This window comes from Sphingobium sp. GW821-FHT02B05 (genome assembly GCF_059421905.1).
In genome coordinates this window covers 35,065-57,428 of record NZ_JBWKVW010000009.1, presented here as the reverse complement: position 1 = coordinate 57,428, position 22,364 = coordinate 35,065, and the positions used below count along the sequence as shown (strand labels likewise).

General features: G+C 63.1%; 17 protein-coding genes and 1 riboswitch. Of the genes, 10 read left to right on the top strand and 7 right to left on the bottom strand.

Annotated features, from left to right (window positions below; all coding sequences use genetic code 11):
- The first annotated feature begins 53 nt into the window (after positions 1–53).
- Positions 54–2,594: a PepSY domain-containing protein gene (locus AC07UX_RS18390; protein ID WP_495193425.1), complete on the top strand. Its 2,541-nt coding sequence runs from the start codon at positions 54–56 to the stop codon at positions 2,592–2,594.
- A 69-nt stretch (positions 2,595–2,663) separates the two neighbouring features.
- Here the strand turns inward: AC07UX_RS18390 and pyrC are convergent, their stop codons facing one another.
- From pyrC to AC07UX_RS18370, 4 genes are all read right to left on the bottom strand, one after another.
- Positions 2,664–3,701 (bottom strand): dihydroorotase, encoded by a 1,038-nt coding sequence (pyrC, locus tag AC07UX_RS18385; protein ID WP_495193424.1) that lies wholly within the window; start codon positions 3,699–3,701, stop codon positions 2,664–2,666.
- A 166-nt stretch (positions 3,702–3,867) separates the two neighbouring features.
- Positions 3,868–4,437, bottom strand: a complete 570-nt coding sequence (gene pnuC / locus AC07UX_RS18380) for a nicotinamide riboside transporter PnuC (protein WP_495193423.1) — start codon at positions 4,435–4,437, stop codon at positions 3,868–3,870.
- Complete coding sequence (locus AC07UX_RS18375) at positions 4,437–5,552, bottom strand: phosphotransferase enzyme family protein (protein ID WP_495193422.1); 1,116 nt, start codon at positions 5,550–5,552, stop codon at positions 4,437–4,439. The genes pnuC and AC07UX_RS18375 overlap by 1 nt, the downstream gene beginning before the upstream one ends.
- Positions 5,553–5,554: 2 nt before the next feature.
- Positions 5,555–7,846 (bottom strand): TonB-dependent receptor, encoded by a 2,292-nt coding sequence (locus tag AC07UX_RS18370; RefSeq protein WP_495193421.1) that lies wholly within the window; start codon positions 7,844–7,846, stop codon positions 5,555–5,557.
- A gap of 33 nt (positions 7,847–7,879) precedes the next feature.
- Positions 7,880–7,990: riboswitch (TPP riboswitch) on the bottom strand.
- Between the two features lie 229 nt (positions 7,991–8,219).
- On the opposite strand from AC07UX_RS18370, the gene AC07UX_RS18365 reads away from it, so the two are divergent.
- From AC07UX_RS18365 to AC07UX_RS18335, 7 genes are all read left to right on the top strand, one after another.
- Positions 8,220–9,794, top strand: coding sequence for a Re/Si-specific NAD(P)(+) transhydrogenase subunit alpha (locus AC07UX_RS18365; protein ID WP_495193420.1), 1,575 nt, complete (start codon positions 8,220–8,222; stop codon positions 9,792–9,794).
- A gap of 10 nt (positions 9,795–9,804) precedes the next feature.
- A complete protein-coding gene (locus tag AC07UX_RS18360; protein ID WP_495193419.1) occupies positions 9,805–11,256 on the top strand; it encodes an NAD(P)(+) transhydrogenase (Re/Si-specific) subunit beta in 1,452 nt (483 codons plus the stop codon).
- Positions 11,257–11,426: 170 nt separating this feature from the next.
- Positions 11,427–11,762 carry a hypothetical protein gene (locus tag AC07UX_RS18355; RefSeq protein WP_495193418.1) on the top strand — a complete coding sequence of 112 codons (336 nt, stop codon included), beginning with the start codon at positions 11,427–11,429 and terminating at the stop codon, positions 11,760–11,762.
- A gap of 170 nt (positions 11,763–11,932) precedes the next feature.
- Positions 11,933–12,490, top strand: a complete 558-nt coding sequence (locus tag AC07UX_RS18350) for a peroxiredoxin (RefSeq protein WP_495193417.1) — start codon at positions 11,933–11,935, stop codon at positions 12,488–12,490.
- A gap of 42 nt (positions 12,491–12,532) precedes the next feature.
- Positions 12,533–13,789 carry a protein-disulfide reductase DsbD family protein gene (locus AC07UX_RS18345; RefSeq protein WP_495193416.1) on the top strand — a complete coding sequence of 419 codons (1,257 nt, stop codon included), beginning with the start codon at positions 12,533–12,535 and terminating at the stop codon, positions 13,787–13,789.
- 45 nt (positions 13,790–13,834) lie between these two features.
- Entirely contained in the window at positions 13,835–14,401 is a 567-nt protein-coding gene (locus AC07UX_RS18340) for a sigma-70 family RNA polymerase sigma factor (protein WP_495193415.1), read from the top strand.
- Entirely contained in the window at positions 14,394–15,023 is a 630-nt protein-coding gene (locus AC07UX_RS18335) for an NrsF family protein (protein WP_495193414.1), read from the top strand. The genes AC07UX_RS18340 and AC07UX_RS18335 overlap by 8 nt, the downstream gene beginning before the upstream one ends.
- A 225-nt stretch (positions 15,024–15,248) precedes the next feature.
- Here AC07UX_RS18335 and AC07UX_RS18330 read toward each other — a convergent pair whose 3' ends face one another.
- The 3 genes from AC07UX_RS18330 to AC07UX_RS18320 all read right to left on the bottom strand — a co-directional run bounded on the left by AC07UX_RS18330 (position 15,249) and on the right by AC07UX_RS18320 (position 19,281).
- Positions 15,249–17,723, bottom strand: a complete 2,475-nt coding sequence (locus tag AC07UX_RS18330) for a TonB-dependent receptor (RefSeq protein WP_495193413.1) — start codon at positions 17,721–17,723, stop codon at positions 15,249–15,251.
- A gap of 83 nt (positions 17,724–17,806) precedes the next feature.
- Positions 17,807–18,736 (bottom strand): FecR family protein, encoded by a 930-nt coding sequence (locus AC07UX_RS18325; protein WP_495193412.1) that lies wholly within the window; start codon positions 18,734–18,736, stop codon positions 17,807–17,809.
- The gene (locus tag AC07UX_RS18320; protein WP_495193411.1) at positions 18,706–19,281 is read right to left on the bottom strand and encodes an RNA polymerase sigma factor; all 576 of its coding nucleotides are present in this window, start codon (positions 19,279–19,281) and stop codon (positions 18,706–18,708) included. Before AC07UX_RS18320 ends, AC07UX_RS18325 begins: the two co-directional genes overlap by 31 nt.
- A gap of 123 nt (positions 19,282–19,404) precedes the next feature.
- Here AC07UX_RS18320 and AC07UX_RS18315 point away from each other — a divergent pair, with 123 nt between their 5' ends.
- Both AC07UX_RS18315 and AC07UX_RS18310 read left to right on the top strand, forming a co-directional pair.
- Positions 19,405–20,928, top strand: a complete 1,524-nt coding sequence (locus tag AC07UX_RS18315) for an alkaline phosphatase D family protein (protein WP_495193410.1) — start codon at positions 19,405–19,407, stop codon at positions 20,926–20,928.
- A gap of 281 nt (positions 20,929–21,209) precedes the next feature.
- Positions 21,210–22,244, top strand: coding sequence for a LacI family DNA-binding transcriptional regulator (locus tag AC07UX_RS18310; RefSeq protein ID WP_495193409.1), 1,035 nt, complete (start codon positions 21,210–21,212; stop codon positions 22,242–22,244).
- The last annotated feature ends 120 nt before the right edge of the window (positions 22,245–22,364 follow it).

Here is a 22,364-nt window from a genome sequence, read left to right as displayed (position 1 = left end):
CATTCACGCTGCGCATACGTAATAGGGTTCGGATCATCCTGATCGGAGCTCCCGTGACCAAGCGCGTCTTCTTCCAAATCCACTGGTTTCTGGGCATCACCGCAGGGATCGTGCTGGCACTGATGGGCGTGACCGGCGCGGCCATGAGTTTCGAGGATGAAATTACCCAAGCCCTGTCACTGCGATTGTTCGCGCCGGGCGTGCCGGCCGGGGCAGATTTGTCGCCTGATCGGCTGATTGCGCGAATAGAGGCCGACCATCCCGGCTATTATGTCGCCCGTCTCGACTGGGAAACGGCGCGCGATCGCTCCCATGCGATCCGGCTGCTGGCCAGCGAAGGGCGCAGCCGCATGCAAGGTCAGGTTGATCGCGCCACCGGACGGTGGCTGGGCGAACCAGCCGGAGCCGGCTTTTTCCACCTGATGGATGACCTGCATCGCTGGCTTGCCCTGCCCGGCGGGGGCAATGGCATCGGACGACAGATTACAGCGTTCAGCGCCATTTCGCTTATCTTCTTCGCCCTGTCCGGCCTCTACCTGCGTTGGCCGCGTCAGGCGCTGGATTGGCGTGCCTGGATGGTGCTTGACCTGCGCAAGACTGGTCGCAACCTCTGGCGCGCGCTTCATGTCGTGATCGGTACATGGGTATTGCTCTTCTACCTGCTCAGCGCGCTGACCGGCCTGTGGTGGAGCTATGACTGGTACCGCCAGGGCGTCGTCTATGTCCTGACGGGCAAGGCGGCGGGCGAGGAGGAGCGCCGGGCGGATAAAAAGGACGGCATCGCGCCGCGCCCGGCGATCGATCCGGCCTGGGCCGCCTTCCGCCGCGCGACGGGCAATGATTATGCCTGGGTCCGCATCGCTCGTCCTGCGCCGGCACAGCCGATGAAGGCGATCAGTTTCGACGCCCGGCCGGCCGAAGCGCGCCATCTGCGCCAGACCGACCGCTACAGCTACGATAGCCGGACGATCACGCTCAAGAAGCGCGACCTTTATGACCGGCGACCGCTGGGCACGATCATTACCCAGAGCATGTTCGAATTGCATCGCGGCGCCTTTTTCGGCCTCGCCGGCCGGATCGCGCTCCTGCTGACCAGTCTCACCATGCCCTTGTTCACCATCACCGGCTACCTGCTCTATCTGTCCCGACGCCGACGCAAGCGGGAGGCAAAGGCGCTGGAAGCGGGCATCGGTACCGGTGTCATCGCAGGCGCAGCCACGGGCGATTTACTGATCGCCTATGCCAGCCAGACCGGTACGGCGGAAATCCGTGCGCGCAATGCAGCGCTGGCGCTGGCCCAAGGCGGCGTGCCAGCGCAGGTTCTGCCCGTCGGCAAATTGACGGCCGGGTTGCTGAAACAGAGCCAGCGCCTGCTGTTCGTCGTCAGCACCTATGGCGAAGGGGAGCCGCCCGACATGGCCCGCGGCTTTACGTCCCGGCTGTTGCGCGACGATGGACTGGATCTTGGCCACCTCCATTATGGCATATTGGCCTTGGGCGATCGGGAATATCCTGATTTCTGCGCTTTTGGCCACAGGCTGGATGATTGGCTTCGCAGGGCCGGTGCGAGCGCGCTCTTTCCGCTGGTTGCGATGGACCATGGCGATCAGGTGGCAGAACAGCATTGGGACGCCGCCTTGCAGGATCTGGGCGCCGCCCACGCCCGTCGCTGGCAGACCGTCATTCCCTTTGCGGCATGGACATTGGTATCCCGCCATATTTTGAACCCGCAAAGCGAGGCGCTCAAGGCCTTCCACCTTCAGTTCGAGCCAGCCATCGACATGGACGGCGCATGGGAAGCAGGCGACATAGTCGAAGTTCAGCCCTGCAACCCGCCCGATGCGGTGGATGCCCTGCTGGGCGCTCAGGCACAGGATGCAGAACTGATCGACGTGCCGGCGTCGCTGCGCGACCATCTGATGACGGCCATGCTGCCCGATCCAAGCCGACCCATTACAGCGGAAGCCGCACGCGCGCTGCGTCCTCTACCCGTACGCGAATATTCGGCGGCATCGATCGCGGCCGATGGCACGTTGGACCTGATCGTCCGGCAAGTGCGTGCCGATAATGGACGGCTGGGCATAGGGTCCGGCTGGCTGACGGCGCATATGCCGATCGGATCGACCAGCTTGATGCGCGTGCGTCCCAATCCCGGTTCCCGCACCGACCCGGCGCGGGACGGGCAACCGCTGATCCTGATCGGCAATGGCACCGGCATAGCCGGGCTGCGGGCACATTTGCGGGCGCAGGCGCATGACGGGCACAAGGGGCATTGGCTGTTGTTCGGGGAGCGGACGCGCCGACATGAAAGCTTTTTCGACGAAGAATTGGCCGCCTGGGTCAAGGACGGAACGCTCTCCCGCCTGGACCGCAGCTTTTCCAGGGACGATGATTGCGGGCGCTATGTCCAGGATATTCTGCCTGGTGCCGCGCTGGACCTGAACGACTGGATCGATCGCGGCGCCACCATCCTAGTCTGCGGCAGCCTGGACGGCATGGCGCAGGGCGTCCATGATGGGTTGGCGCGTATATTGGGCGAAGATCGGCTGGAACGTCTGGCCGAAGATGGCCGCTATCGCCGCGACGTCTATTGATCGGACAACAACGGGCGCAGGTTCGTTCGCCTCAGAATGACAACCTGCACCCGGTGGGCTCCATGAATATCAGTCGACGAAGCGCCACCGCAGTGTTTCGCCCGCATGGAAGGGTACGACACGGATATCACCCTGCCCGATCACATCCGGCACGATCACATCATCCCGCTTCAGTGTCACCGTGCCTTCATTGAGCGGCAGACCATAGAAGTTGGGACCATGTTCGGACGCAAAGCCCTCCAAACGGTCCAATACCCCTTCTTCTTCGAAGACCTGCGCATAGCTTTCCAGGGCGAAGGGCGCATTGAATATGCCCGCGCATCCGCAGGCCGCTTCCTTGCGATCCACACCATGCGGCGCGCTGTCGGTGCCCAGGAAAAATTTCGGAGAGCCGGATACCGCCGCCTTGCGCACCGCCAGGCGATGCCGTTCCCGTTTCGCGACGGGCAGACAATAGGCATGAGGCCGGATGCCCCCGTCGAAGATCGCGTTCCGATTGATAATCAGATGCTGCGGCGTGATCGTCGCGGCGATCTGAGGCCCGCTATCGGCGACAAATTCCGCCGATTCCGCCGTGGTGATATGTTCGAGCACGATCTTGAGTGCGGAGAAATCCCGGACGAGCGGCGTGAGGAGGCGTTCGATGAACACCGCTTCCCGATCGAAAATATCGATGTCGCGATCCGTCACTTCGCCATGGATCAACAGCGGCATGCCGATGCGCTGCATGGTCTCCAGGACAGCGGTCAGCTTGCGAATATCGGTGACGCCATGGGCCGAATTGGTCGTGGCATGGGCGGGATAGAGTTTGCAGGCGGCGAATACCCCTTGTTCGAACCCTTTTTCTATCTCGGCCGGGTCGGCACCGTCGGTCAGATAGCAGGTCATGAGCGGCGTGAAGCCGGCACCCTGAGGCAAGGCGGCCAATATGCGATCGCGATAGGCCTCTGCCGCCGCCACGCTGACGACGGGCGGGGTCAGGTTGGGCATGACGATGGCACGGGCGAACTGGCGCGCCGTATAGCCTGCAATGGCTTCAAGCATCGCGCCATCGCGAAGATGTACATGCCAATCATCCGGGCGGCGGATCGTTATCTGTGCTGTCATGCGCCCGCTCTAGCCGCCTGCATGTTGTCAGTCGAGACCCAGATTTGACCGGTTCGTGCCCTGACTTGGCTTGTTGTGATCGCAGGTCATGACCGGCCAGCGTTGCGCATTGGTCGCGCTCGCCCATGACGCGCAACTTCCGGCCGATGCCCGCACCTGAGAGCCCTCAGCCCATTGGCGTTGCGACGGATGCGCTTCGCCAGCGCCTGTAACCCGACACAGCCAGAATGATCATCGCTGTGTAGAGGCCGCCCGTCAGCCACAGGCCCTTGAAGACGAACATGCCGACATAGACGATATCGACCGCTATCCACAGCAGCCAGCTGGCCGCATGGCGACGCGCGGTCCAATATTGCGCGACCAGGCTGAAACTGCTGAGCGCGGCATCCATCCAGGGCAGCGAAGCGTCGGTGAAGCGGTGCATGGCCCAACCGATGGCGAGTGCGCCGACCCCGCCGATCGCCAGCCCGGCCATCGCCCGCGCGTACGGCAAAGGTTCGATGCGCACTTCGCCTGCATCCTCTCTGCCGCGCGCCCAGACGATCCAGCCATAGAGAATCGCAAGGCCGAACAGCGCTTGCAGCAGCATGTCGGCATAAAGGCGCACATCGAGGAAAATCTTGAAATAGAGCGCGCAGGCCAGCAGGTTGACCGGCCAGCATAGCATGCGCCGTTTCGCCGTGAGCCATATTCCCAGGATGCTGACGAAAACGGCGACGATTTCCAGCATCGACATCAGGCCGCTCCCGCCTTCGCCAGGCGACGCAGAAAATCCTGGCCGGCGGTGGACAGGAACCAGTCGGCATGGCCGATCAGATAATCCTGCCAGGCGACGGCCGCCTGATCGGGATCGCCGACGATGCCGGCAAAATAATCGATTTCCGACAGGGCGAACTCCACATGGACGAGCGGCAGGAGGCGTAGCAGCGTGGTCATGTCGGCAGGCAGCGGCATCTGCGTGCGATAGCCGGCCAGGATTGCGAGCGCCGTATCGACATCGCCCAGCGCCTGTTCCCGCCCAAGGTCCAGCCAGTGGAAGGCGGTCCGCTCGATCGCGATGGCCAGATCATGGAGCGCGCAGGTGCGCGTCGCCAGACCGAAGTCGATGATCGCGCTGACCTCGCCTTCGCTCGTCCAGAGGAGGTTGGATGGATGCCAGTCCCCATGCGTCCAGAGCGGCGGTTGATCGGGCACGGCTTCGCCAAGCGCCGCGAACAACCGCGCCAGTTCCTCCCGCCATGGCTTGTCCGTCAGCCAGCCGGCAAGCGCAGGACGCGCAGCGACATAAGCCTGCGCCGCCATCAACGGATCGAGCGCGGACAGGATAGTGAAGCTGGCGATCAGGGGATGATCGTCGCGGGCAGGTGCCGCATAACCCTGCGCAGCCCGATGCAGCCGCCCCAGCGCCGCGCCGGCTTCATGGGCATGGCCCGGCGTCAGGAACGGCGTCCATGACTGACGATCCCGGTACAGGTCGGCGCCCGGTGCGTCGCGATGTAGTTCGTAGGTCCATGTCCCAAGCGCAATCGCACTGGCGCCGTCCGCCGCCATCACGATATCCGGCACTGGCAGGCCACCGTCGCGCAAATGCGCCATGAAGCCATGTTCCGCCGCCAGCGCGGCGGGGGTGCGGAGCCGCTGGTGATGGCGTTTCAGGAAATGAACGCCCCGGTCGGTCTGTACCAACGCCGCCGCCGAAAAGGGGCGCGGCGAATGCCAGCTAAGATCGATCAGCCGTCCCGCCGCCGGAAATCGATCCAGCACCGCTGCCGCCTCCGCCCGCGTGATGGCGGGCCAGGTCGGCGCCTCCAGCGCGGTGCCCATGCCATGCACGAGATGCCCGCCGCTCATGGTCAGAAGGCCCGCGACAGTGTCGCCACGAAGGCGCGCCCGCTGCCGATATAATAGCTGGGCGCAGACCCCGCGATCAGGGTGCCGTTGCGGCCAGTCACATCCTGCGCATTGGCGCTGATCGCCGCCACGCCGGACAGGACGCGCGGATTGGTGACGTTGATCGCGTTCAGGCGCAGATCCATAGGCTGCGCGTCGATCAGCCCGGCCAGATGCACACCGATCGCCAGATCCAGCGTGGCATAGCCCTTGATACTCTCGTCATTCATGAAGGTCGCATATTGGCGGCCGACATATTTAAGGGCCGTGCTGCCAAACAGGCGCCCATCGTCATAGGTGCTGCCAAGGGCGAACTGAAAGCGCGGGGCGGACACCGCCCGCTTGCCCCTGGTGGGCAACAGGTCGCCGCCCACCGGCAGATCGTCGTCCAGCCGCGTGTGCAGATATTCGCCCGATGCGTAGAGGCTGAACCCCTTGAACGGGCGATAGTCGATCTCGCCATCCAGGCCATAGCTGGTCTGGCTGCCGCCATTGATGGTCGAATTGACCAGCGCGCCGCCGCTGTTCACCACCGTCGCCACCTGACGATTGCGGAAATGATAGTGGAAGGCGGTCAGGGATAAGGACAGGCTAGGGCCGATATAACGATAGCCCAGTTCCTGCGCGACGCTATATTCATTCTTGAGCGCATCCGTGCCCTGGCTGACCAGGTCGCCACCATAATAGCTGTTGTAGAGCGCAAATTCGTTGGGCGTGCGAAAATTGGTGGTGAGGTTGGCGAACAATTGCTGCCGGTCATCCAGTTGGTAATGGAGCGCCGCGCGGGGGAGCGCCGCGAAGCTGTCGACATGCACTTTCGATTGCGGCCCCGGCAGATAATTGCGGCCATTGCGCAGCAGGCTAACGCCCTTGAACCCCAGATCAACGGTGAGGCGCGGCGTGAGCGCGATGCTGTCCGCCAGGAAGAAGCCCTTGGTCACGGTGACGGTGCGCTGATTTTCATAGGCGAGCAGGCGACCGTCGGCTGTGCGGATCGCCTTGTCCTGATAACCCCAAGCATCGACCGGCCGCCCGTTCGCATCGATCGACGTATAGCTTTGCGTCACGCGGTCGGTGCCATGGTCGAACCACAGACCGGCGGTGATCTTGTGGGCGCCCGCCTGCAAGGTCAGCTTGCTGACATCGCCGGCGCGCCTTTGTTTACCGGTCCAGTTGCCGAGCACGGTCGCCACGCCATCGACGGCGCCAGGCAGCGTGATTGGCTGCGTCAGTTCCTCCGTACCCAGATAATTGCCGGTGGTCGTCAGCTGCGTACCATAGGGCGAATTGCCATGCCCCGTCTGGAGATAGGCGCTGCTGTCGAAGGTCAGCCTATCGCTCAGCTGGACATGCACCGGTGCCGCGAAATAGAGGTTGCGGAACGGCGCGCGATAAAGCCGCCAATAGCTGGTATCGCCCTCAACATAGCTCTTCGTATAGTTGAAGCCGCGTCCACTCGCTTCCCAGTCTGCCATGGTGGGGCTGGGATAAGTGGAAGTGATGGCATCATTATAGGAAACGGCCAGGCTGGCGCGATTGCCCGCCCCCCATTCGTGCAGCAGTTTCGCGTCGATATGCTGGCGTTTATCATAACCCGCGCCACGCCAATTATCCGCGCGGTTGTTGGAGTAGGAAATGAACGCCTTTAGCTCGCTGCCGCCAATCTCTCCGGTATCGAACCGCGCGAAGACGCGGCGCTGGTCGTAGGAGCCAGCCGACAGGTTGATAAGGCCACCCATCGTCGCCTTGGGATCATTCAGTGTCAGCGACAATGTGCCGCCCGCCGCCGCGACGACCGGCGCGTCGATGTCGGCCGCGCCCTGCGCCAAGGCGATCTGCCGCACATTTTCCGCGTCGGCAAATTGCGAGGGATAGGCATAATAATAGCCGATGTCATTCTGCGGCGCGCCTTCCAGCAGCACGCCGATCTGGTCCTGCCCAAGGCCGCGCAGCGTCAGGCTGGAGGTTGCTGACAGACCATAGGGATCGCTGGACGACACATTCGCGCCAGGCAGCAGATTGACCAGCTGGAAGGCGTTGAGCGTCGGCGCCTGCTTGCCGATGAAAGCTTCGGCGATCGAGCTTACAGCCTTGGGTGCGCTCTGGTCGGGCAGCAGGCCCTGCGGGTCGGGATAACCCGTAACCTCTATGGTCGTGCGATCCTGTTCGTCGTCCGCCGCCATCGCGACGGGGGCCGACACCATCAGCGCCGACGCAAGAGCAGCCCGGCCAACAAAAGTCTTATATATCGTCATATCTCTCGCCCACTCCACGCGGAGGGACGGACGGACATGCCGCCTTGCCCTCCCTACGCCGGTAATCAGCCGGATCAGGTTCAGCGGGTCGTGGTCTGCTGACCACCTCTCAGCCGCGCATGAGCGGCCCCCCGGGGATGAAGCGCCTCTAGGCTTTTGCACGCGCTGTGGAAAGCATTATCGCACAGGGACGATCGGGCTTATATCGCCGGTCAGCTTGGACCTGACATGAACGAACATGATCACGGCCAAGAAGTTCAGCTTCTGGGGCGGCAAGGCTTTTGCGATGGACCAAGCGCTTTCCAGCCGTCAATAGGGGCAAGTCCACGGACCGGGCGATCGGATCGTGGCCGGGACAGGGGAGGAGCGCAGAGTGAAGATTGGTGCACCCAGAGAAGTGTCACAGGGCGAGGCGCGTGTCGCGTTGACGCCGGAAAGTGCCGGGCAACTTCAGAAGCTGGGCCATGAATGTCTGGTCGAAAGTGGCGCAGGCGAGCAGGCCGGCTTTGCCGATGACATCTATCGCGCGGCCGGCGTGACCGTCGTGCCGAGTGCAGACGCATTATGGGCGCAAGCGGACGTGATCGTGAAGGTCCGCCCACCCGAAACTGAAGAGACGGCGCGCCTGAAACAAGGCAAGACGCTGATCTCCTTCTTCTATCCCGGCCAGCGCGGCGCAGAACTGGAAGCGATCAACGCGACGGGCGCCAACGTGTTGGCGATGGACATGGTGCCCCGCATTTCGCGCGCGCAGAAGATGGACGCACTGTCGTCCATGGCGAACATCGCCGGCTATCGCGCCGTGATCGAGGCGGGAGCCAATTTCGGGCGCTTCTTTACGGGGCAAGTGACGGCAGCGGGCAAGGTGCCGCCGGCCAGGGTGCTGGTGATCGGCGCGGGGGTCGCGGGTCTGGCAGCGATCGGCGCGGCGACCTCGCTCGGCGCCATCACCCTGGCCTTCGACGTGCGGCCCGAAGTGGCCGAGCAAATCGAATCGATGGGCGCGCAGTTCGTCTATCTCGATTTTTCGGAAGAACAGCAGGATGGCGCAGCGACCGGTGGCTATGCCGCCCCATCCAGTCCCGAATTTCGCGAGGCACAGCTCAAGAAATTTCGCGAACTGGCGCCGACCGTGGACATCGTCATTTCCACCGCGCTCATCCCAGGTCGCGATGCGCCCGTCCTGTGGACCGGGGACATGGTCGAGGCGATGCGGCCCGGATCGGTCATCGTCGATCTGGCGGCCGAACGCGGCGGCAATTGCGAACTGACCGTCGCCGACCAGAAGATCGTGTCTGCCAATGGCGTGACGATCATCGGCTATACCGATTTTCCCAGTCGCATGGCGGCACAGTCCAGCGCGCTCTATGCCAGCAATGTCCGCCATATGCTGGCCGACCTGACACCGGGCAAGGATGGCGTGATCGTCCATGACATGGGGGATGACGTGATCCGGGGCGCGACCATCGCCTTTGAGGGCGCCGTGGCCTTCCCACCACCACCGCCCAAGATCAAGGCGATCGCGGCGCAGAAGCCCAAACCCAAGGCCGAGGAACTGACGCCCGAACAGAAGCGGGCCAAGGACATCGCCGCGTTCAGGGCACAGACCCGGTCGCAGGTCACGCTGCTGGTCGTCGCCGCGCTGGTGCTGATGGGTGTCGGCGCGGTCGCCCCGGCCAGCTTCATGGCACATTTCATCGTCTTCGTGCTGGCCTGCTTCGTGGGTTTCCAGGTGATCTGGAATGTCAGCCACGCGCTGCACACGCCGCTGATGGCGGTGACCAACGCGATTTCGGGCATCGTCGTGGTGGGGGCCATGCTTCAGGTCGGGTCATCCAGCACGATCGTGCTGGTTCTGGCGACCATTTCCATCCTGATCGCTTCGATCAACATCGTTGGCGGCTTCCTGGTCACGCGCCGGATGCTGGCCATGTTCCAGCGGTCATAAGGGGGCCTGCATGTTCGATACTGGCATAGTGTCCGCAGCCTATATCTCGGCTGCGGTCCTGTTCATTCTGTCGCTCGGCGGCCTGTCCAACCAGGAAAGCGCCAAGCGCGCCGTATGGTATGGCATATCCGGCATGGCGCTGGCCGTGCTGGCGACGTTGTTTGGCCCTGGCGCGGCCAACCTGCCGATCGTGATCGGCAGTTTCGCCGTGGCCGCCGTCATCGGCTGGATCGTCGCGGTGCGGGTGCAGATGACGGAGATGCCGCAACTGGTCGCCGCCCTGCACAGCTTCGTGGGGCTTGCCGCGGTGTTCATTGGCTTCAACGCGCATTTCGAACTGGAAACGGTAAACGCGCTCGATCCCGCCGCGCGCGATGCGCTGACCGGCTTTGCCGGCGTGCTGGCGCACAAGACGCCGGTCGAGATCAACATCCTGAAGGTCGAGGAATTTCTGGGCATCTTCATCGGCGCGGTGACCTTCACCGGGTCGATCGTCGCCTTCGGCAAGCTGGCGGGGAAGCTGGACGGCAAGGCGAAGAAGCTGCCGGGCGGCCATCTGTTGAATGCCACGGCCGCTATCGCATCGCTGGCGCTGCTGGTGATGTATGTCGGCAATATCGGGGTCGAGGGCCGCGAACTGACCGTGCTGATCGCCATGGCGGTGCTGGCGCTGTTCATCGGTTTCCATCTGGTCATGGGGATCGGCGGCGCAGACATGCCCGTCGTCGTTTCGATGCTGAACAGCTATTCCGGCTGGGCGGCGGCGGCGATCGGCTTCACGCTGGGCAACGACCTGTTGATCGTGACCGGCGCGCTGGTCGGTTCTTCGGGCGCGATCCTCAGCTACATCATGTGCAAGGCGATGAACCGGTCGTTCGTGTCGGTGATCCTGGGCGGCTTTGGCGGCACCACCGGTCCGGCGGCGGAGATTGAGGGCGAACAGGTCGCGATCGACGCCGATGGCGTGGCCGCCGCGCTCAATGAGGCGGACAGCATCATCATCGTGCCGGGCTATGGCATGGCGGTGGCGCAGGCACAGCAGAGCGTGAGCGAACTCACCCGCAAGCTGCGTGCCGCCGGCAAGACTGTCCGTTTCGCCATCCATCCGGTCGCAGGCCGCCTGCCCGGCCACATGAACGTACTGCTGGCAGAGGCCAAAGTGCCCTACGACATCGTGCTGGAAATGGACGAGATCAACGAGGATTTCCCCTCGACCGACGTGGTGATCGTCATCGGCTCCAACGATATCGTCAATCCGGCGGCGCAGGACGATCCCAACTCGCCGATCGCCGGCATGCCGGTGCTGGAAGTGTGGAAGGCCAAGCAGGTCTTCGTATCGAAGCGCGGACAGGGTACCGGTTATTCCGGCATCGAAAACCCGCTTTTCTACAAGGATAATACGCGCATGTTCTACGGCGACGCCAAGGTCGCGGTGGACAGCCTGCTCGGCAAGATTGGTTAAATCGGGCTGATAGTCGGCGGACGCTCCTCGCGTCCGCCGATCGTTAATGCAGCACTCATGCGCAGGCAGGTAGGGGCCGCAATCAAGACTTTGAAAGCCATATCGGGAGAGGCGGACCAACGGAACGCGGAGACCATCTGGTGCAGAATATCGGCAGAATCGCCTTTGCCATGGCGGCCCTGGCTTTGATACAGGGATGCGCGCCCATCCACCCCAGATGGCAGAATGCCAGCTCTCACGACATCGTCATCGCCTATCTCAAAGGCGCGTCCCGCTATGACGTCCGGATCAAGCGCGGCCGGGAAGCGGTGCCGCTCGCGCCCGTCGATTTCAAGTCGGTCGAAACCATAGAGGTGAAGGACGATGGCCATCTATACCGTTTCGACCATAGCGAAATTCTGAACCTCCATGCCCAATGCGGCCACGGATTTGCCTGCTGGATCAGCTATGACGACACCCATAAATTACATGTGTCGACCAGCGCACCATCGACATCGAAAGCCTGACATGCCCGCATGCTGGCAACGCGCCTGGCCTGGGCGGTGGCCGGCGCGCGAAAAATAAATCGCAGCGCAGATATTTCAAACCGCAACTTTCCGCCGTGCGCCAACGAACATGGAGGTGGAGGGTGGCCGACAGGTCATCCTCCACCTTATTTCGATCCGGAGCACCGCAGATGACTATTCGCAAGACGTTCGCCCTGATGCTGGGCCTGGGCCTGATGGCCGCCGCACCGACACAGGGCATCGCCGCCCTCGCGCAGGGGGCCAAGGCGCCCGACTTCACGCTCGGCGCCGCACTGGGAGGCAAGCCTTTCAACCTGTCCCTGCACCAATCGCTCAAGAAAGGCCCGGTCGTCCTCTATTTCTTTCCGGCCGCCTTCACCTCTGGCTGCACCGTAGAAGCCCATCTGTTCGCAGAGGCCAGCGATGATTTCAACAAGCTGGGCGCCCGCGTCGTCGGCGTGACCGCCGGCAATGTCGAGCGCGTGGCCGAATTTTCCAAATCGGAATGCCGCGACAAATTCGCCGTCGCCGCCGATCCGGGCGCGAAGATCGCCGCAAAATATGACACGACCATGCAGATACCCGGCAAGCCCATGATGTCGGACCGCACCTCGTTCGTCATCGCCCCCAACGGCACGATCCTGATGAGCTATACCGACCGCAATCCGCAGGCCCATATCGAAAAGACGATGGCAGCTGTCCGCGCCTGGAAGGCCAAGCGCGGCTGATCCATTCCGTTCGGTCCATTCCCTTACTCCACGAGGCCAGCCATGCTCGTCGCCATCCTGTCCGCCTTTCTTGGCGGGCTGATCCTGAACCTGATGCCCTGCGTTTTCCCGATCATTTCACTCAAGGCGTTCGGCCTTGTGCGTCAGGGTGGCGACCCGCATCATATGCGCCGGGAGGGCGTCGCCTTCTTTATCGGCACTCTTCTGGCCATGCTCACGCTGGCCGGCATCCTCATCGCGCTTCGGGCCGGTGGCCAGGCCGTGGGATGGGGCTTTCAACTGCAATCTCCTCTGATCGTCGGCTTGCTGGCGCTGGTTGTGCTGGGCGCCGCGCTCAATCTGGCTGGCCTGTTCGAAATCGGTATCGGCTTGCAGCGGGTCGGCCAGAGCCTTGACGGGCGGGATGGGCTGCTGGGGGCGGCACTGACCGGGGCATTGGCGGTGGTGGTCGCGACCCCTTGCGCCGGACCATTTATGGCGGGCGCGATCGGCTTCGCCCTGGTTCAGCCACCGCTGGCCGCCCTCTCGATCTTCGCGGCGCTGGCGGTCGGGGTGGCGGCGCCCTTCACCGTCTTGTCCTTCAGCCCTGCTCTTGCCCGTCGCCTTCCCCGCCCCGGCCCGTGGATGACGGTACTCAAACAGGCGCTGGCTTTCCCGATGCTGGGTGCGGCGGCGTGGCTGCTGTGGGTCTTCTCCCTCCAGACCGGGTCGGCAGGCCTTGCTCTGCTAATTGGTTGCGCACTGCTTTTGGCCGTGACGGGCTGGCTGTTCGGGATCGCCCAGCGGCGTGGCATGGCGGGCCGGTCTTCGCGGGGCCTTTATGTCGCGGCGGCCATGGGCCTGGGCGCCATCGGTTTGCTCGGCGCGCTGCCGGGCAGCGTCCTCTTTCAAGCGCATAGGGGCGATATGGCGCAGGCGGCTGTGGCACTTGCGCCAGCGGACGCAAAGCCCGTCGCCTGGTCGCAGGAGCGGGTTGCGCACGACCGTGCGGCCGGCCACCCGGTCTTCGTGGACTTTTCCGCCGCCTGGTGCCTGACCTGCAAGGTGAACGAGAAGGCGGTTCTTTCCACCGATGCCTTCAAAAACGCCGTCGCCCGCACAGGGACCAGCTATATGATAGCGGACTCCACCAACTATGACGCACGCATCGAAGAGGCTATGATGAAGCTCGGCCGTTCGGGACTGCCGCTCTATCTTGTCTATCCTGCCAAGGGCGGCGATCCGGTCATCCTGCCGCAGGTTCTGGACGTGAAGACGGCGGTCGCGGCGCTGGAGCAGGCCGCAGGTAATAAGGGCTGACAGTGCGACACCGATTGCCACGTTTTTGCCTCGCCTAGCGACCAGATGCACAACGATCTGTCCTCCCCCAAGGCATGGCCCGACCTGATGCGCCGGGCGCAAGATGGCGACCAGCGTGCCTATGCCCTTGTCCTGCGCGCGCTGGTACCCGCCATCCGGGCCTGCGCGCGACGGCGATTGTTCGACGAGGCGATAGCCGAGGATGTGGTGCAGGACACATTGCTGTCGATCCACCGATTGCGGCACACCTACGACCCGGCCCGCCCTCTCCTGCCATGGGTGGTCGCGATCGCGTCGGCACGGGCGATCGACGCACTTCGCAAACAGGGGCGATCGCGTGCCAGAGAAGTGAACGGCGACATGCTTCTCGCGGAGATGGCGGACGGCGGCGCGATAGCCGCCATGGAGGCTGCCGGGACCAGCCAGGAATTGGGCCGTCTATTGGGCCTGTTGCCGGAACGACAGCGGATGGTGGTGGAAATGGTGAAGCTACGCGAAATGTCGCTGGACGATGCCGCGGACGAAAGCCGGCTATCCGTGCCGGCGATAAAATCCCTGCTCCATCGCGCCTATGCGAAGCTGAAAGATGTTGGAAGGCAGACAGATGGTTGATCATGAAACGCTGATCCAAAAGCTTGCCGGCAATGCGCAGCCGGTGCGGCGGGTGGCGCCCGCCTGGACGCGCGCGCTGGGCTGGACCCCGATCGCCCTGGGTGCTGGCTATGTCGCCACCAGCCTGACGCAGCGGGAAGCGACCGACTGGTCCGGGCCACTGGCGTGGGTTGGCGCCGCGAATATCATTCTGTCCCTGTCCCTCGGTCTGGTGGCGTTCGGTGCGTCCCTTTCATCGGGCGTTGCGGGTCGGACGGTGCGGACTCCGCCATGGGCGATCATCGGGCTGGTCGTCTGGCTGGTGCTTGCGACCGTCGGCATCGGCGCGTCGCGCCATCCGATAGGAGAGATCGGTCAGGGCAGCTATTGCTTCACCTTCGTCATGACAGCCGGCCTCCCCATGGTCGCCATAGCCATCATGGCGCTGCGACGCACAGGTTCGCTGCGCCCCGACCGGTCGCTGGCGCTTGCCGGCGCAGGCATCGGGTTCATGGCTTTTGGCCTATTGGCCTTTTGCCACCCGATCGCGATGTCGATGGTCGATTTTGTGGGGCATTTGGCGGCCGCGCTCATCTTGTGCGGTGTCACCATCCTACTCGGCAGGAAGATCATCGCGAGGTAACGTCATTGCGATCCGTATCAGCAGACCATCCTTTGCCGATCAATGGTGGCGGCAACTGGTCTAAATCAGGCTGCAAGTAGGCGCTGCCCAAAAGATAGCAGCGCCCAATCTCACCTGAGCCGATATGATGGCGCCACCCTAGCTCGATCGCTAAGGTGGCGCCCACCGGGCGACCCGAAAGCTCATGCCGTCCCATTTTGGACGGCGTGCCATCCGGCCGGTGTGTCAGAAACGCAGGCGAACGCCCACCGCATAGGTGGCCGGCGCGCCGACCATGCGCGATGCCCCGTTCATTTCCGGGAAATAGACTTCATCGGTGATGTTGCGACCCATCGCATAGATCGACCAGCCATGCGGCGATGCCAGCTCTATCCGGGCGTTGAGCAACGTGTAGGCGGGCGAGATATTGCCGACAACCGCGTTCAGGCGGTTCGATTCCTTGCCATGATGGAAGATGTTGGCGCGGCTGGTCAAAACCCAGCCATCGCCGAAGTTGTAGCTGTGCACAAGACCGACGCGACCGGTCCATTTGGGCGCGCCGGGCAAGGGATCGCCGACCGTGGCGGTCACGTCGGCGATGCGATTGGAATTAAACTCGGTAATTTCCGAGTAGAGATAGGTACCCGACGCATCGAAATCGAGCCTGTGTCCCCCGCTGTTCAGCACATTGAGGTCGAGCGCCGCCTCTATCCCGCGCGTCCTGGCCTTGCCGACATTGGTACGGCCATTGGTGTCGTTGGCCAGCCGCGTCGTCGCCTGAAGATTGCTGAAATCATTCGCAAAGGCGTCAAGTGACAGGCGCACCGGCCCTTTGTAATAGCGTACGCCCGCCTCATAGGCCCAGACGGTTTCGGACGCGAAGGGCTCGGTCTCCGCCAGCGTCATGATCGATGTGCCGTCGAAACCACCCGACCGATAGCCGCGCGCGACCGACGCGAAGATGTTCAAATCATCGCTGATGAACCATTGCGCCGCCGCGCGGCCCGACACGTCGCCGTCCTTGAACTGCTTGTCCCAGCTGAAATTGGGCGTCGTCGCGAAAAAGGCGGCATAATTGGAAATGCCCCAGGGATTATGATCGACATTGCGCCCCTGCGAATCGATCTGGTCGCGCGTGTAGCGCAGGCCGAGCGTCAGGCGCAGTTTCGGCAGGATTTCGTAATCGCCCTGACCGAAAATGGCAGCGCTGCGGCGGCGTTGATTGTGGATATTGTCATAGATGGTGCGCGCGGCCCAACTGGTCCACTGGCTCGAATAGTCGATCTTGTCGCTCATGTAGAAGCCACCGACCAGCCAGTTGAAACGGCCCTGCTGCTCGTTGCGCAGGCGCATTTCTATCGACGCCTGGCTCAGATCCTCATCGAACGCATATTCATATTGGGGATAGGGCGTGCCATCACCATTGCCGCCGATATTACGTTGGCTCGACTGGGCACCGACCACCATGTCGAACCGGGTGGCGTCGTTCAGCAGGTGCGAAAACTGGGCCGATCCCCCTTTGATATCAATCTTTTGCTGATAATATTGGCGCGAATAAAAGCTGTAGGGATCGTCATTCTCGCCCGCGTTCAACACGCTGCTGTCGTCCGCCGCACTGATCCGGTCATATTGACGCGCATCGCCCCGGTCGCGGCTGGCAAAGGCCTTCAGCGTCAGGCTGGTGTCGGGACCAAAATCGATATCGACCGTGCCGCGCGCAGCGAAAACATCCTTGTCGCCAAAGCCCTTGCGCGCGCCCGGATCGTTGATCGCGGGCACTTGGCTCTGCACCACGCCGCCCACGCTAAGGCCGACGCCGGCCAGGTCGCCCGCGCCTTTGCCGTCCATGAAGCCCCCGCCCTGATCCGTCATCACCGCCAGGCGAACCCGCACATTGTCGCTGACCGGGCCGCCGATCGCGGCTTCCGCGCGCAGGCTGTCATAACTGCCATAGCGAACATCGGCATAGCCTTCGAACCGGTCGGTGCCGCCGCGCGTGATCGCGTTGACGACACCGGCGGTCGTGTTGCGACCGTACAGCGTACCCTGCGGCCCGCGCAGCACCTCGATCCGCTCCAGATCGAACAGCGGCATGGCCATATAGGCGTTCGAACTCTGATAGACGCCATCGATATGCAGCGCCACCGAAGGGCTGCCATTGGGCTTGTAATCGTCCGCGCCGCCGATGCCGCGAATGGTCAGCAAGCCATAGCTTTCACCGCCGGTGCTGTAGTTGATCGACAGGCCGGGCACTTCATCGACCAGGCTGGCGAAATCGGTGATCTTGCGTGCGGCCGCGTCTTCGCCCGATACGACGGTGATCGCCTGCGGCACTTTCGACAGGTCTTCGGCGCGCTTCTGCGCCGTCACGATGATATCGCCGCCGCCTTCGCCCGGCTCTGCGGCAGACAGGTCCACCGGTGCCTTCGCGACGGCGAGCGAGATCATGGCCGCGCCTTCGTAGGAAATGCTCATGCCGCGACCGGCAATCAGGCGACGAAGGGCCTGCGCGCGGGTGAAACGGCCCCGCAGGGCGATCGACTGGCGGCCGGCGATGGCGTCATAGGGAAAGACCATCTGCACGCCGGCCTGACGGCCAAATTCGTTCAGCGACGTCGCCATATTCTGTGCAGGGATATTGAAGCTGATGGCGTGCTCGCTGGCGGCGCTTGCCGGCGCGGCAGCCAGTATCAGGGGTATTGCGACCGTATGGAAACTCATTTTTGCCCTCCGAGAATTGCTCTCTCGAAGGATGGGATGGGTGAGGATGAGGCGACCGCTATCGCAGCGCACAAAAAATTTGCTCAGCCCGCCGTAAGGGTGATGGCGCCACTTTGCGTATGCACCGCGCGAATGCCGAAAGAGGCGTGGAGCGCCGTCAGCAGATCCTTGGGGTCGGTGGTTGTAAAGCGCCCGCCCAGGCGGATGCGGGACAGGCTGGGGTCGGCGATCACCATCTTCTGATCGCGATAACGGTTGAATTCCGCGACCACGAAGTCGAGGCTCTCGCCCTCGAACACCAGTTGCCCGTCTTTCCAGCTACGCGCCCGATCCAGCGCCACCGGCTCTGCCGGGCGAACGGACATCTGACGGTCGATCACCCGCGCAAATCCACCGGCCTCGACCCTGCCCTTCGCATCCCCGTCAGCCTCTGCGCGACCCGACAGGACGAGTAGCCCCAGCGATTCAGGGTCGCGCCGCACATTATAGCGGCCTTCCGTCAACCGGAAGGTGGTCCCGCCGGCCTTGAGCGTTACGGAAGCGCCGGCAGGCCGCGCTACGTCCAAACCGATTTCACCCTGTTCCAGCCAGATCGCATGGTTTTTGCCTTCAACCCGCCAGCTGATGCGCGTCGCCGTGTTCAGGCGCACGCGGGTGCCATCCTCCAACAGGATCAGGCGGCGTTCCCCCACCGCCGTTTCGGCATGGTCGCGCGCGGCCGCCCTGACCGCGACGAAAGCCGCCGCAACGGATGCGCCGCCGGCCAGCACCCCTGCACGGAGCATCCTGCGCCGATTGAAGGTGGGTTGCGAGACCGGCGCGCGATCATGAACGACCCGCAATCGCGCGACCTGGTCGAAGGCGTCCGCCACTTGCGCAAACGCCACTGCCCGTCTGGGATCGGCCGCGCGCCATTCGTCGAAGGCCTGCGGCGGCGTCGTGCCCGCGTCCAGTGCCGCCAGCCATTCGGCGGCTTCTTCCATCAATTCCCGGTTTGTCGGTGGCGTTGCCATAAGCGCGCGATCGTCGGCCCTTCTGCCTGTTTGGGGGCTTCCTGCAACGCAAAGGCCAGAATTGCCAGCCCCTTGGCAAGATGCTTCTCTACAGTAGAGACCGATAAACCCATCCGCGCCGCTATGTCGCCTGGCAATAATCCTTCGATCCGTCGCATTTTTACCACCGCGCGAGCCTGCGCAGGGAGTTGATCCATCAATTCGATCAATCGGGCCAGTTCCAGATTGCCGGACACCACGGCGAACTGGTCGGGGGCGCTGTCAGCGATGTCGTCCGCATCCAGGTCCGCCAGATGCTCGAATCGTACGACCGTCGCGCGGCGATGCCGTTCATGCGCAAGATTGCGGATGATGGTGAGGACGAAACTGCGCGGATTGACAATATCACGATGCCGGGACGCATCGATCGCACGGGCATAGGCTTCCTGCACCAGATCTTCAGCCTCGGTCACCGCAACCAGCCGTCCAGCCTGCCGGCGATAGGCGGCGCGATGCGGCAGCACCTCATCAATGAACCAGCGGTCAACGTCCCTTAACCAGGTCACGGCTTCGTCCTTTCAGGCTTGGCCGGGCGGTTAAACACTCGCGATGACAAAATGGGGACAATGGCCCATGGCAATGCTGCGGCGTGTCGCATTTCTGTCAAACCGCGCCGATAGAGGCGCGCGATGCAGGATTTTCTATGGCGCCGCCGCGCCGTTGTCGCCGCCATGACAGCGCTCGCTACATGCCCTGGCATCGCGTTTGCCACAGCGGGCAAAGCTGTCGACGATCCATTCGCCCTGGGCGTGGCGAGCGGCGACCCGTCTTGCGACGGCTTCGTTCTTTGGACGCGGCTGGTTGGCGCTGGCGCGACCCCCATGCAGGGCGGCGCAGTGCCCGTCGGGTTCGAAGTCGCCGACGATCCTCATTTCCGCCATATCGTTCGCGCCGGGGAGCAGATCGCCCATCCCGAAGCGGCGCACAGCCTCCACGTCGAACTCTATGGTTTGCGGCCCGGACGTCCCTATTGGTATCGCTTTCATACGCTGGGCACGGTCAGTCCGGTCGGCCGCACCGCCACCACGCCGCATCAGGCGGATCGGTTGCGGCTGGCACTGACATCCTGCCAACATTGGGAATTGGGCTGGTTCGGCGCCTATCGTGACATGCTGGCGGGCGATCCCGACCTGATCGTGCAGGTGGGCGATTATATCTACGAACAATCCTATCCCGACCAGCCCAGGGTGCGGGATTTCGACGCGCCCGAACCGCGCGATCTGGCGGGCTATCGCGCCCGCTATGCCCTTTACCGCACCGATCCCGACTTGCAGGAAGCGCACAGGCAAGTGCCCTGGCTGGTGACCTGGGACGATCATGAGGTGTGGAACGACTATGCCGGCCTCGCCAATCGCGAAGGCCTGCCGCCCGAAATCTTCGCGAAGAGGCGGGCGGCAGCCTATCAGGCCTATTTCGAACATATGCCGATCCGACCCAGCCTGTGGCGGTCCATGGCCAGCCCTCGCCTGTATCGCGGGATCGATTGGGGCGACCTGGCGTCGCTGTCGATGCTTGATACCCGTCAATATCGGTCGCCTCCGCCCTGCGCCGCGCCGTCAATGGCCCGTAATGTGAAGCTGGACCATTGTGCCGATCGCTTCCGGCCTGATCGAACCATGTTGGGCGATGCGCAGGAACATTGGCTTGCGCGCAGAATGGCGGACGAGCGCCGTCCCTGGACGCTGCTGGCGCAGGGCGTGTTCTTCGCCCCGTTGTCGCTGGACGGCACTGGCGACACGGTGTTCAGTGACCAATGGGATGGCTATGCCGCCAGCCGGTCAATGCTGCTCGACCAACTGGCCCGGCCCAATATTCGCAATGGGTTCGTGCTGAGCGGCGACGTACATAGTTTCTGGCTAAACGATCTGCACCGCGAAAACGCCGACGCCGGCCGGCCTGTTGCGACGGAGATCGTGACCTCGGCCCTTGCCGCGCAATCACCACCGGCCGGACGCTTTGGCGACGCCCTGGTCCATAATCCGCACATCCGCTTCAGCAATGTGACGCAAGCCGGCTATGTGCGGATCGACATTAATCGCGCAAGGCTGCACACCCAGATGCGCGCCATCGACCCGCGACAGGCCGAGGCCAAGGCTAATATTCTAACCTATATGGAACATGAAGCGGCAAGTTCCGTTCGATTTGGGAAATAGCGTCCATCGCCCCGTCCAAGACGTCAGGCGAAAGCGGCAGGCGTCTTGCCTTCACATATAAACGTCACTTGGCACCATGACTGTGTGATGCGCCCATGCCGTCACGGCCACGCCGGTCATCCACATCGCCAACGTCCGCCAGTTTATCGTGATCGCGACCAGCGGCGCACGCAATCCCTCCGGGCCGCAGGGGGCCGCCTATGTCGCGTTCGCATTGCCCAAAACCCGTTAAAGACGGATGATCGCTCGACAGTCCCAGCCATCATCCGCATGGTGCAGCCATGACGACGATCCGTGACGTAGCGAAAATGGCAAAAGTGTCCGTGGCAACAGTCTCACGGACGCTAAGCCAACCGGATAAAGTCAATGAAATCATGCGTAAGCGGGTCCAGGCGGCTGTCTCCAGACTTGGGTATGAGCCCAATCGCACAGCGCGTTCCCTGCGAACGCTCAAATCGTCCAAGATCCTCGTCACCGTACCGGACATTTCCAATCCCTTTTTCTCCGATGTGATCCGGGGCGCGGAGGAAGCGGCGCGCGAAGCTGATTATTCGGTCGTGCTGGGCGACACGCGGTCAGACCCGATCATCGAGAACAGCTATGCGATGATGTTCAAGCGGCGTGAGGTGGATGGTTTCATCTTCCTGGGGCATCGTCTGCCGGAAATATTGGTGGCATCGGTTGCGGCGAGCGCGGTGCCCATGCCCATTGTCCATGGATGCGAATATAGTCCGGAGCTACAGGTTTCCAGCGTCCATATCGACAATGTCGCCGCTGGCGCCGATGCGCTGGTCCATCTCGTCGGCCTTGGGCACCGCAATATCGGCGTCATCACCGGGCCGCTCGACAGCCCCCTGAGCCGCGATCGGCTGGAGGGCGCATGCCGGATCGCGCAGGATGCCGGTCTTGCCGATCTGCTCGTCCGCAGCGGAGATTTCACCGCAGAATCCGGCTTTGCCCAAGCCGAGCAACTCCTGTCGGAGCATGACGTGTCGGCGATATTCTGCTTCAGCGATGAACTTGCCATCGGCGCACTGCGCGCCATACGCCATCTGGGCCTGACCTGTCCGGGCGACGTTTCGCTGGTGGGCTGCGACGATATTCGCTTTGCCCGTTTCCTCAACCCGCCCCTCACCACCATCGCCCAGCCAAGCGCGCAAATTGGCAGGCGGGCGGTGGAGATGCTGCTCGAAATACTTGACGGACATCAGGACGGTCTGGAATCCGTCACCTTGTCCCATCGCCTGGTCGTGCGGCAGAGCAGTGCTGCCCCCTCCTTCAGGCGGCCCGGCGCAGCCAAGGCCGCTCACGCTTGAGGCGGCGACAGGCAGGCCGTCGAAGGTCGGGCCGACCCGTCGTCATGGCGATTATCTCTCCAATCGCGCGATATATTCGTGGCTGATCCTGAGTGCTGCAAGCCGATCCATCGTGAGGGG